The following is a 10,899-nucleotide window of genomic DNA, read 5'->3' as shown; positions in this document are numbered from 1 at the left end:
CTTTGGGTCTGTGGGCTGGTGGGTGGGGGGGCCCACCCGCTTGGGCGGGGTGTCCGTCCACTTGGGGGGGGGTGTGAGCTTCGCACTGCCCCCACCCCGACGCCATCAGGTACTTCCAGAACTTCACGAACGGATTGGCCATCTCCTCCGCCTGCCTTCTCTCCTGCCGGTGCTGCCCGTGCGCGTGTCGCGACCGCGGACCTCGACCCGATGCCCGAGGTCCGGCGCGTGCCGGTTCCAGCCGTGTCGTGTCCCATTCTCATGGTGCCGCCGAACCCATCGTGTCAGGGCACGGTGTCCGGTTCCACCAGGATGCGAAGATCTCCGGGATTTTCCCCCGGTGACCCCCGAGCGGTCACGCCATGATCGAACCAGCACCGCCGACCGGGCCCGCGCCCGGGTCGCGGCCGCGGTTCCACGCGGTCCACCCGATCAACGCACGAGGGCGCGAGGAGGTTCCGCCGCGCGCGGGGCGGTGGGGTGCACCACCCCGCGCGACCACGGATGTCAGGCGGCGACGACCACGCCACCGGAACTGCGCACCGGTGCGCTGATCCGCTGGCTGAGCACCGGCTGCAGGCGGTGCTCCTCGGTGAGGTCCTCGCTGGAGAGCTGCGCCTCGACGCCCGCGGTTTCGGCGTCGGCGAAGTCGGCACCGGACAGCTCGGTGTCGGCGAGGTCGGCACCCATCAGGCTCGGCACCAGGCGGCCACCGTCGAAGTCGGCGGCGCCGCGCTGTTCGACCATCGCCGGGGTGAGCACGGTGCCCGACCCGTCGAGGTCACCCGCGACCGTGACGAGCAGTTCGGGCAGCGGCAGGTCCAATGCACCGCAGATCGAGGCCAGCAGTTCGCTCGAAGCCTCCTTGCGTCCCCGCTCCACTTCCGAGAGGTAGCCGAGGCTCACCCGGGCGGCGCGCGAGACATCTCGCAGCGTACGAGATTGAGCGGTCCGGGCGCGGCGCAGCCTTTCACCGACTGCTTCCCGCAACAACACGGTCATCGCGCGCCTCCCTCCTTCGTCGCTTACATCGTGCGCTACGCGTCAACGCCCCCTACGTTACTCATCGCAACGCCGTCGCGAGAGCGATCATCCGCCAATCCGCCGAGGGCGAACGTTCTCGGCGCCACCACGCGTGCGCGATTCGGCGACGATTCCGCAGCGCTGGGGCGCGCGGACACGTCCGGGACGTTCAACGCAGCACTGTCGTGAAGTGTTCCAACGCCACTCGAACGGCCGCCGCCCGCACTCCGGCGCGATCACCGGCGAGCTTGGTGGACAGCACGTTCGTCCCGTTCGGGCCGGCGAATCCGAGGTGCACGGTGCCGGGTTCCGCGCCGTCCTGCGGATCGGGTCCGGCGACTCCGGTGAGGCCGACACCCCAGGTCGCGGCGCAGCGCTCGCGGGCGCCGGTGGCCAGCTGTTCGGCGACGGCGGGCTGCACGGCACCGCCGCGGGCCAGCAGTTCCGCGTCCACTCCGGCGAGCCGTTCCTTGAGGTCGGTGGCGTAGACGATCAGCCCGCCGCGCACCACGTCGCTGGCGCCGGGCACGTCGGTGAGCGTGACCGCGAGCAGGCCCGCGGTGAGCGATTCGGCGGTGGCGACGGTCTCCCCGCGGTCGCGGAGGAGGCCGAGGAGTTCGGCGGCGGCGTTCACGAGCCCGCGCCCCCGGTGCGCCTGCCCATTGCGCGCAGCCGCCAGGCCCGCACCGCGTAGTCGAGCCCGGTCACGACCGTGACCAGCACCGCGGCGCCCATGATGACCCAGCGCAGCGGGTCGATCAGCTCACCCAGCGGCAGCAGGTAGGCGACGATCGCGATGGCCTGCAGCAGCGTCTTGAGCTTGCCGCCGCGGCTGGCCGGGATCACGCCGTGCCGGATCACCCAGAACCGCAGCAGTGTGACGAACAGCTCACGTGCGATGATCAACAGCGTGACCCACCACGGCAGGTCGCCGACGAGGCTGAGCCCGACCAGGGCGGCTCCGGTCAGCGCCTTGTCCGCGATCGGGTCGGCGATCTTGCCGAAGTCGGTGATGAGGCCGCGCCTGCGGGCGAGCTCGCCGTCGATGCGGTCGGTGATGGCGGCGACGAGGAACACCGCCAGCGCCACCCAGCGCCACAGCGGCTGGTGGCCGTCCTCCCGCAGCAGCGCCACCAGGAACACCGGGACCAGCAGCAGCCGGGACACGGTGAGCACGTTGGCGATGTTGAGCAGCGGCACCGGACGGGTCTCGGGCCCCGCTCCCGAAGCCGCGCCGTCGGCGCTCATGTCGTCCCCCCGGACGGTTGCCGTTCGGCATCGCCGGTCGGGCGGACCACGAGATCCACGCCTTCGCTGCCGACCACTTCGCAGCGGAGCACGTCGCCGACGACGACGTTCCCAGGATCGACGACGAGGCATTCGCCGTCCACCTCGGGCCCCTGGTGCTCGGCGCGGCCCGCGCAGCCGTCCTCGTGATCGGCGCCGCGCTCGACCAGGACCCGCACCTGCTCGCCGATGCGGTCTTCGGCGCGCTGGTCGGTGAGCTCGTCGACGAGCGCGGACAGCTCGGTGACGCGTTCGGCGATGACGTCCTCGTCGAGCTTGCCGTCGAAGCCCTCGGCCTCGGTGCCGTCCTCGTCGGAGTAGCCGAACACGCCGACGGCGTCCAGCCGGGCCCTGGTGAGGAAGTCGCGCAGTTCCGCGTATTCCTCCTCGGTCTCGCCGGGGAACCCGACGATCACGTTGCTGCGGATGCCCGCTTCGGGCGCGAGCTCCCGGATCTGCTCGATGAGCCCGAGGAAGGACTCGGTGGAGCCGAAGCGCCGCATCCGCCGCAGCACGGTCTCGCTGGCGTGCTGGAAGGACAGGTCGAAGTAGGGGGTGACGCCGGGCGTGGTGGCGATGGTGCGGACCAGCCCGGGACGGGTCTCGGCGGGCTGCAGGTAGGACACCCGCACCCGGTCGATGCCGTCGATCCCGGCGAGCCGCGGCAGCAGCGCCTCCAGGGCGCGCGGGTCGGCGAGGTCCTTGCCGTAGGAGGTGGAGTTCTCGCTGACCAGGAACAGCTCCCGCACGCCTTGGGTGGCCAGCCAGGCCGCCTCGCCGAGGATCTCGTCGGGCTTGCGGGACAGGAAGGAACCGCGGAAGGCGGGGATGGCGCAGAAGGTGCACCGCCGGTCGCAGCCGGAGGCGAGCTTGAGCGAGGCGACCGGCGCGTTGTCCAGCCTGCGCCTGCTCACCCGGGTGGAAGGCACCCAGCCGTGGCCCGGCACGGCGACCTCGGTGGCGGCGGCGGGCCGCGCGACCGGGGTGATCGGCAGCATGGTGCGGCGGTCCCGCGGCTGGTGCGAGGCGAGGGGCTTGCCCTCGATCACGTCGTCGAGCCGTTCGGCGAGCTGCCCGTAGTGGTCGAAGCCGAGCACGGCGTCGGCTTCCGGCATCTGCTCGGCGAGCTCCTGGCCGTAGCGCTCGGCCATGCAGCCGACGGCGACGACCTTCGCGCCGGTGTCGGAGGCGGCCAGCAGCGTGTCCACCGAGTCCTTCTTCGCGGATTCGACGAATCCGCAGGTGTTGACGACCACGACGTCCGCGGAGTCGGCGCCGTCGACGAGGTCCCACCCGTGCTCGTGCAGGGTTCCCGCGAGCTCTTCGGAATCGACTTCGTTGCGCGCGCAACCCAGAGTGACCATGGACACTCGGCGCGGTGTGGACCCTGCTGGCATGACCCGAGGTTAGCCGCCGGGTCCGGCGGCCCTGCGCCCGCGCCCGGCGAGCGGCCCGCAGGTCCGCTGAGCGCACCGGCGGGCGGCGGCCCGGGATCGGGTTCACGCCGGGTGATGACCTCGCCCCGCGGCGGGCCGGTGTGCGGTCGCGTTGCGTTCGTCGCGGAGCGTCGACCCGCGTGGCGCGGGAAAGGTAGCATTCCCGCCATGCATGACTATGCGACTGGGGCGATATCGATTCGGCGTGCTCGGGTCGACGACGTCCGGGGGATCAAGGCCCTGGTCGACTCGTACGCGGGCAAGGTACTGCTGGCCAAGGAACTCGTGACGCTCTACGAGCACGTCCAGGAGTTCTGGGTCGCCGAACTGGCCGGCGAGGCCGGGGCGCCCCGCCTGGTGGGCTGCGGGGCGCTGCACGTGCTGTGGGAGGACCTGGCCGAGATCCGCACCGTCGCCGTCGACCCGCTGGCCCGCGGCCGCGGCGTCGGCCACCAGGTCGTCGGCAGGCTCGTCGGCCTGGCGCGCGAGCTCGGGCTGGCCCGGGTCTTCGTGCTCACCTTCGAGACCTCGTTCTTCGGCCGCCACGGCTTCCGCCCGATCGACGGCGCCCCGGTCTCCCCCGACGTCTACGACGAGATGCGCCGCTCCGCCGACGAAGGCGTCGCCGAATTCCTCGACCTGCCCTACGTCAAGCCCAACACCCTCGGCAACACCCGGATGCTCCTCGAACTCCCCCGCTGACCCGGCTCAGCCGGGGCGCCCGTCCATCACGTCGACCAAGCGCCAGACCCCGCTGGACGGGTTCCGCTGGTGCTCGCACTCGTGCTCGCACCTGCGCTCCGCCCGCGCGCGGGCGTCCGCGAGGCCTTCCCGGTAGTCGTCGAAGGCGATCGACGCCTTCGCGTAGTGGCACACGTGGCGCTTGAGCCTGCGCGCGGCCGCCGCGTAGTCGAGCAACGCGCCGTCGTACTCCTCGAAGTGCAGGAGCAGCCAGTACTCGATGCACGGGTTGGACACGGCCAGCCTGATCTTCGCCTTGGGCCGACGACGACCGCCCCTGTTCTCCCGGCGGGTCACCGGTCGACCCCGAACGCCTCCGCGAATCGCTCGGCCGCCGTGAACGGGACCGCGCCGTAACTGCCGTGCAGGTAGCGCCGTTCGTGGTTCTCGCCCTTGCGCGGTTTGAAGTCGGACAGCGCGTAGAGCGAGCTCCGCCCGGCGCGGTCCTTCTCCACGAACCACACCGAATCACGTGGGAGGGACTCCTCGTCGAGCATCGTGCCGAGCAGGCTCGTGTCGTGGGTGGTGAGGATCAGCTGGGCCTGGCGTGTGTTGATCCGCTCGTCGCGGAACAGTCCGATCAGCCGGGAGGTGAGCAACGGGTGCAGGCTGGTGTCGATCTCGTCGACGACGAGGGCGGAGCCGTCGTGGAGCGCGGACAGGACTACCGGCAGCAGCCCGACCCACTGCTGCGTGCCTTGCGATTCGTCTCGGAGCTCGAACAGCTCGCCGCCGCCTTCCGCGTGCGCGAACTTGAGCAGCATCTCCACATCCAGGCCGCGAGCCTCCAGTTCGGCAATGCGGGCTTTCAAGCGGTCCGCTTCCTCGGATTCGCCCGCTTCCTCGGCCCGCTTCGCGCGCCCGAGGTACGAATCGATCAGGCTGCGATCTTCGCGTCGCTCCACCTGGACATCCGCGATACCGAGGTCCGCCGCTCGGATCAGGTTCAACACCTGCTCCCTCGACGCGTCGTCGCGCTCCAGGAATCCGGCGAGTCGTCGAGCTCCGAACATCGCCGGGCGGCCCGCCGCGGATCGCCGGAAGCGCAAGGTGCGCACGAACCACCGGTGAACCGGCTGGACCTCCTCGAACCGGGACTGCCCTGCCACGGAGAGCAGCAGGGCGTTCTCCCTGGTCATCTCCTCCAGCACCTCGCGCTTGACCTTCGCCGTCCGGACGGTCGAGCCGAACTTCACCTCGCGACCTTCGCGTTCGAAGAGCACCCGGCGCCGGTTCTCCGGATACGAGTAGAGCCACTCCTCGCGCACGGCGGAGTCGTCCAGGACGAACCCGTAGGTGTAGCGGACGGACTCGATGAGCAGCTCGACGACGAAGGTCGAAGGTTCTGCTCGTAGCGCGGGGTCGAGCCGGAACGGTCGCCTCGGCACACCATCGTCACCGTCCGCGTCCCAGTGGCCGAAGGAATCCACCACTGCCGACCGCATGAACCGCAGCCCGTCCAGCAGGTTGGACTTGCCCGAGGCGTTGGCCCCGTAGATCGCCGCCACCGGCAGGACTTCGCGCGTCCTGTCGTAGGCGGGCATCAGCAGCAACTCCTGCTCCTCCGCGAACGAGCGGTGGTTGCCGAGCCGGAAGCTCCGGAGCATGGGACACCTTCCGAGGTCGAGCTTCGAGCATTCTCGTGCAAGTTAACCGCAAAGAACAGCCCGGAGGTACCTCGACGGGCGTGTCCGCGCCGACACCATCGGGCGGACCCGGGTCAGAAGAGGTCGGCGACGGCTTCGGTGGTCCTGTCGGCGTTCTCCAGCCAGAACTCGTGGGTGAGTTCGGACAGGCGGCGGACGTCCCAGCCGTGGCGGGCCAGGTCGGCGGGCACGACCGCTTCGCCTTCGCCGGAGAGGACGACGGTGCTGGGGACCTCCGGCGCGGCGGCCGGGAACGGGTGGTGGGCGATGTCCCGGTACACCGCGCTGATCATGCTCCGGTCGAAGCCCCGCTTGGCCCGCGCGGTGAGCTCCCGGGTGCGCGGGGTGTGCGCGGCCTCCGCGCGGCGCCGCTGGTCGCGGCGGCCCAGCGCGCTGATCAGCAGGCCGACCAGCGGCGCCGCCCAGAACAGCCGCGCCCGGAGCCCGCTCGTCGGCAGCGCCAGCCGGAACCCGGGATCCAGGTACAGCGCGTGCTTCGGCGCGAGCCGGCCGATCGCGCGCGGCACGATCGCCCCGCCCAGCGAGTGGCAGGCCAGCACGTCCAGCCCGGTGGGCAACGTGTCGACCAGGTCCGCGGCGAAGTCGTCGACCAGGTAGGAGGAACCCCGCGGGCTGTCGCCGTGGCCGCGCAGGTCCACCGCGATCACCGTGTGCCCGCTCGCCGCCAGCGGCGCGGCGAAGTCCTCCCACAGCGCCCCGGACTGGCCGAGCCCGTGCACCAGGCCGACCTCGCGCGGGCCGTCGCCGAACACCGTCGTGCTGAGCCGCACCGGTCCCCCTCCGCTCGTGGTGATCACCAGCCTAGCCGCGCCGGCCGGGCTGCTCCGGCCGTCGCGACATCCCCGGTTCACCTGCTGAAAACCCGATCAGTCCCGCGCGCACCGCGTGCAACCGCTATAACACTGGGTGATCTGTGCAGGCCCCACCCTGACCCGAGGAGACCTCGTGTTCCGTTCCGCACGAATCCGCCGCGGCCTCGTCGCTTCCGCTGCCGCGGGCGCCGTGCTGCTGCTGTCCGCAGGTACCGCGCACGCGGACCTGTCCGACGGCGAGCTGCGGCAGATCACCGACCAGTACCTGTTCGAGACCTCGCTGGACGACTTCGTCGACCTGCGGTCCGAGCAGCCGCACGCCGACCAGCTGGACTGGTCCTCGGACAGCTGTTCCTACTCGCCGGACGAGCCGCTGGGCTTCGACTTCTCCACCAGCTGCGACCGGCACGACTTCGGCTACCGCAACTACAAGGCGCAGGACCGGTTCACCGACGACGGCCGGCTGCGCGTCGACGACAACTTCAAGGCGGACATGTACTCGGTCTGCGCCGACGACGGGCTGTGCAAGGCGGCCGCGAACGTCTACTACGCGGCGGTGCGCCAGTTCGGCGGCGCGGGCACCTCCACCGCGGACGCGGTCGAGCAGGCCGAGATCACCCCGGTGCAGGCCGACTCCGGGCGCGTCATCGGCTTCGAGGCGAAGACGCGCAGCGGCGAGCGGGTGCTGTTCCAGGCCTGATCGGCGGGTGGCCCGGGGACTGGTCGGCAAGCTGATCGAGGTTCGATCGGCGGTGCTGATCGAGGCCCGGGCGAGGAGCGGGGGCGGTCACCAGGTGGCCGCCCCCGCTCGTCTTCGGCGGTGCCTCCGGGCGCTGCCGCCGGATAGGGTCGGCCACGTCGATCACGACGACGTGGAAGGACGGTGCCCGATGGTGCGGCGGCAGATCCCCCGCTGGTCCGAGCTGCGCCCGCTGCTGCGGGTGGAGCCGCCGAAGCTGAACCCCACCGAGCGGCGGCTGTCGAACGCGCACACCATCGCGGACCTGCGCGCCATCGCGCGCCGCCGCACCCCGCGCGCGGTCTTCGACTACACCGACGGCGCCGCCGAGAGCGAGACGAGCCTGCGGCGGGCCCGGCGCGCGTTCCACGACGTCGAGTTCCACCCCTCCGTGCTCCGCGACGTGTCCACGGTGGACACGAGCACGACGGTGCTGGGCGAGCACTCCGCGCTGCCGTTCTCGCTGGCCCCGACCGGTTTCACCCGGATGATGAACCACGAGGGCGAGCCCGCGGTGGCGCGGGTCGCCGAGCGCGCGGGCATCCCGTACGCCCTGTCGACGATGGGCACCACCTCCGTCGAGGACCTCGCCGCCGCCGCGCCGCGCGCCCGCAAGTGGTTCCAGCTGTACGTGTGGCGGGACCGCGCGGCCAGCCGCGACCTGGTGCAGCGCGCGCAGGCCGCCGGGTACGAGGCGCTGATGCTCACCGTGGACACCGCGGTGGCGGGCGCGCGGCTGCGGGACGTGCGCAACGGGTTGACGATCCCGCCGTCGCTGACGGTGAAGACGATCGCGGACGGGGCGCTGCACCCGGCGTGGTGGCTCAACCTGCTCACCACCGAACCGCTGTCGTTCGCCTCCTTCCACCGCTGGGAGGGCACCGTCGCCGAGCTGATCAACGAGATGTTCGACCCCTCGTTGAGCTTCGCGGACGTCGAGTGGCTGCGGGAGGCGTGGGACGGACCGCTGGTCATCAAGGGCCTGCAGAACGCGGCCGACGCGGCGAAGGTCGTGGAGCTGGGCGCGGACGCGGTGGTGCTGTCCAACCACGGCGGCCGCCAGCTGGACCGGGCGCCGACGATGCTGGAGCTGCTGCCGCGGGTGCGGGAGGCCGTCGGGGACCGCGCGGAGATCCTGCTGGACACCGGGATCCTCAGCGGCGCGGACGTGGTCGCCGCGGTGGCGCGCGGCGCGGACTCCTGCCTGGTGGGGCGGGCCTACCTGTACGGCTTGATGGCCGGCGGGGAGCGCGGCGCGCAGCGCGCGGTGGACATCCTGCGCACCGAGGTGGAGCGCACGATGCGGCTGCTCGGCGTCACCTCGCTGGCCGAGCTGACCGAGTCCCACGCGACGCTGCGCACCTGATCGCAGCGGGGTTCCGGGTGGACGCGCCGCCCCTCGCCCCTGCGCTGCGGGAGTGTCGTTCTCCTGTCAGCGGCGAAGCCGCTGAACAGCGACCACCAAAGCAGCCGGACCACCCGCGGGTTCTCAGCGGTTCCCTCGCGAGGACAGCGTTTTCGCCTGTGGCGGAGCCACCGGTGAAAACGATCCCGCAGCGGGGGAACCGCTGAGGTTCCGCCACGCGCGCACCACGCAACAGGCGCGGATACCGGAGAACTCAGCGCCCGGGGCGCGGGTCGAGCGGGGTGCGGCCGGTGTCCGCGGTCGCCGCGTCGCCGTCGCCGTCGATGGGGCCGGTGCCGAAGAACGCCTCGCACGGCCCGCCGATGTACTTCTCGAAGTCCGTGACGACGTGGATCAGCGACTTCCCATCCTCGGTGGGGAGGACGGACGGGCTGAACCCGCGGCAGGTGCTGCCCTGGTTGTGGTCGATGTGCACCGGGGCGTCGATCTCGCGCCAGCCGGTGGACAGGTCGGACGGGTGGTCGTTGACCATCAGGGTGCGGCCGTTGCCGGGCGCCCAGCCGCCTTCGTCCCCGCCGAGCATCTGGTAGGCGAGGACGAGCCTGCCGTTCGGGTCGTCGCCCGGCGCCCAGGTGATCGTCGGCGTGCCGAGCGGCTGCCCACCCGTGTCCGAGACGATCTCGGTGCCGGGGTCGTAGGGGTCGCCCCAGTCCCAGCCGTCCGGCGAGGTCCGCATCCACACCGTGCAGGTGTGCACCGGGTCGAAGTTGCACATCTCGTAGGTCATCACGTACGTGCCGTCCGGCAATTGCCGAACGCCCGCCATGCCCGGCCGGACCCGGAATTCGTCCTGCTTGATCGCATCGCGTTCATCGGTCCAGGTGATGCCGTCCTTCGACCGGACCTGCACCATTTTCTGATCGTGCGCCGGGTCCATGTCGTCCGAGTAGAAGGCGACCAGATCGCCTTCCGCGGAGACGGTGAACTCCGGTTCCCAGATTCCCGGACCCGGCGGTTTCGCCACGACGTCGGACATGAAGGTCCAGTTCCGGCCGTGGTCGTCGCTGCGCCACAGCCGGACGCTGCTGGTGCGGTTCTCCTCGTCGTCGCCGACGCCCGCGGTGCCCGCCCACAGCAGGGTTCCCGCGGGCATGTCCCCGACCTGGCGGGGCAGCTCGTAGAGGGTCGAGCAGCACATGCCCTTGGCGTTCTCGCCCGCCGGGTCGCGGATCTCGCCGACGGGTTGGAAGGACTTCCCGTCATCGGTGCTCTCGTAGATCACCGCACGTCCGGCGTTGTCCACGTAGGTCGTCATGCTGGCCAGGACGCGGCCGTTCGCCAAGCCGCCGTTCTCCAGCCGGACCAGCCGCGGGTAGCTGCTGCCGCCCTGCCGGAACATCTCGCCCTTCGAGACGTCCATCGGCACCGGGTCGGTGGCCGGCGGGTCTGCCCAGGCGTTCGCCTGGTACCAGCCGGCGAGCAGCAGCACCGACAGCGCGGTGGCGGCACCGGCTCGTGCTTTCTTGCCGTTCATCGCGAACCCTTCGATCGAGGAGCGGCGCAGAACATATCCGACGGTGATCACGACGTGAACCCCGTTGGCACATTTCCACCACTCCCCTGAACGGCGGTGTCGTGCCGGTGAAAAGCACACGTCGGGACCATTTCGGAGAGGAAGATCACCGCTGGAACGACGACGGGCCCCCCCCCGGGTGGGGGGGGGGGGGGGGGGCGGGGGGGGGCGGCCCCGCGTCCCGCGGCGCCGTGTCCGGCCGGCACGCCAGCAGGCCCGCCGACCAGTCCCGCAGCCCCTGGACGTAGCGCAGAA

Annotated in this window: 11 protein-coding genes; 3 read left to right on the top strand and 8 right to left on the bottom strand. The window is 71.4% G+C overall.

All coding sequences use genetic code 11. From position 1 onward, the window contains the following. Window positions 1-507 precede the first annotated feature (507 nt). The 4 genes from LCD31_RS23070 to rimO form a co-directional block, all read right to left on the bottom strand. Window positions 508-1,002 (bottom strand): helix-turn-helix domain-containing protein, encoded by a 495-nt coding sequence (locus LCD31_RS23070; RefSeq protein WP_224961170.1) that lies wholly within the window; start codon window positions 1,000-1,002, stop codon window positions 508-510. A 190-nt stretch (window positions 1,003-1,192) separates the two neighbouring features. Continuing rightward, window positions 1,193-1,657, bottom strand: a complete 465-nt coding sequence (locus LCD31_RS23065; RefSeq protein ID WP_224961168.1) for a CinA family protein — start codon at window positions 1,655-1,657, stop codon at window positions 1,193-1,195. Next, a complete protein-coding gene (gene pgsA / locus LCD31_RS23060) occupies window positions 1,654-2,271 on the bottom strand; it encodes a CDP-diacylglycerol--glycerol-3-phosphate 3-phosphatidyltransferase (RefSeq protein WP_224961166.1) in 618 nt (205 codons plus the stop codon). Before pgsA ends, LCD31_RS23065 begins: the two co-directional genes overlap by 4 nt. Continuing rightward, window positions 2,268-3,707: a 30S ribosomal protein S12 methylthiotransferase RimO gene (gene rimO / locus LCD31_RS23055; RefSeq protein WP_224961164.1), complete on the bottom strand. Its 1,440-nt coding sequence runs from the start codon at window positions 3,705-3,707 to the stop codon at window positions 2,268-2,270. Before rimO ends, pgsA begins: the two co-directional genes overlap by 4 nt. A gap of 207 nt (window positions 3,708-3,914) precedes the next feature. Here rimO and LCD31_RS23050 point away from each other — a divergent pair, with 207 nt between their 5' ends. After that, the gene (locus LCD31_RS23050) at window positions 3,915-4,448 is read left to right on the top strand and encodes an amino-acid N-acetyltransferase (RefSeq protein WP_224961162.1); all 534 of its coding nucleotides are present in this window, start codon (window positions 3,915-3,917) and stop codon (window positions 4,446-4,448) included. A gap of 6 nt (window positions 4,449-4,454) precedes the next feature. Here the strand turns inward: LCD31_RS23050 and LCD31_RS23045 are convergent, their stop codons facing one another. From LCD31_RS23045 to LCD31_RS23035, 3 genes are all read right to left on the bottom strand, one after another. Next, window positions 4,455-4,784, bottom strand: a complete 330-nt coding sequence (locus tag LCD31_RS23045) for an RloB family protein (RefSeq protein WP_224961160.1) — start codon at window positions 4,782-4,784, stop codon at window positions 4,455-4,457. Then, window positions 4,781-6,094: an ATP/GTP-binding protein gene (locus LCD31_RS23040; protein ID WP_224961158.1), complete on the bottom strand. Its 1,314-nt coding sequence runs from the start codon at window positions 6,092-6,094 to the stop codon at window positions 4,781-4,783. The genes LCD31_RS23045 and LCD31_RS23040 overlap by 4 nt, the downstream gene beginning before the upstream one ends. A 113-nt stretch (window positions 6,095-6,207) precedes the next feature. Continuing rightward, window positions 6,208-6,924 (bottom strand): alpha/beta fold hydrolase, encoded by a 717-nt coding sequence (locus tag LCD31_RS23035; protein ID WP_224961156.1) that lies wholly within the window; start codon window positions 6,922-6,924, stop codon window positions 6,208-6,210. 175 nt (window positions 6,925-7,099) lie between these two features. Between LCD31_RS23035 and LCD31_RS23030 the strand changes: the two genes are divergently transcribed. After that, a complete protein-coding gene (locus LCD31_RS23030; protein ID WP_224961154.1) occupies window positions 7,100-7,666 on the top strand; it encodes a phospholipase in 567 nt (188 codons plus the stop codon). 190 nt (window positions 7,667-7,856) lie between these two features. Then, the gene (locus tag LCD31_RS23025) at window positions 7,857-9,071 is read left to right on the top strand and encodes an alpha-hydroxy acid oxidase (protein WP_224961152.1); all 1,215 of its coding nucleotides are present in this window, start codon (window positions 7,857-7,859) and stop codon (window positions 9,069-9,071) included. Window positions 9,072-9,324: 253 nt separating this feature from the next. Here LCD31_RS23025 and LCD31_RS23020 read toward each other — a convergent pair whose 3' ends face one another. Next, the gene (locus tag LCD31_RS23020) at window positions 9,325-10,656 is read right to left on the bottom strand and encodes a sialidase family protein (RefSeq protein ID WP_224961150.1); all 1,332 of its coding nucleotides are present in this window, start codon (window positions 10,654-10,656) and stop codon (window positions 9,325-9,327) included. Between the last annotated feature and the right edge of the window lie 243 nt (window positions 10,657-10,899).

The organism is Saccharopolyspora sp. 6M, assembly GCF_020176775.1.
Lineage (GTDB): Bacteria > Actinomycetota > Actinomycetes > Mycobacteriales > Pseudonocardiaceae > Saccharopolyspora_C > Saccharopolyspora_C gregorii.
This window is presented reverse-complemented; position numbering and strand designations above follow the sequence as displayed.

Coding starts and splice junctions, on each gene's coding strand:
- LCD31_RS23050 (WP_224961162.1), top strand. CDS start 3,915: ATGCATGACTATGCGACTGGGGCGATATCGATTCGGCGTGCTCGGGTC.
- LCD31_RS23070 (WP_224961170.1), bottom strand. CDS start 1,002: ATGACCGTGTTGTTGCGGGAAGCAGTCGGTGAAAGGCTGCGCCGCGCC.
- LCD31_RS23025 (WP_224961152.1), top strand. CDS start 7,857: ATGGTGCGGCGGCAGATCCCCCGCTGGTCCGAGCTGCGCCCGCTGCTG.
- rimO (WP_224961164.1), bottom strand. CDS start 3,707: ATGCCAGCAGGGTCCACACCGCGCCGAGTGTCCATGGTCACTCTGGGT.
- LCD31_RS23040 (WP_224961158.1), bottom strand. CDS start 6,094: ATGCTCCGGAGCTTCCGGCTCGGCAACCACCGCTCGTTCGCGGAGGAG.
- pgsA (WP_224961166.1), bottom strand. CDS start 2,271: ATGAGCGCCGACGGCGCGGCTTCGGGAGCGGGGCCCGAGACCCGTCCG.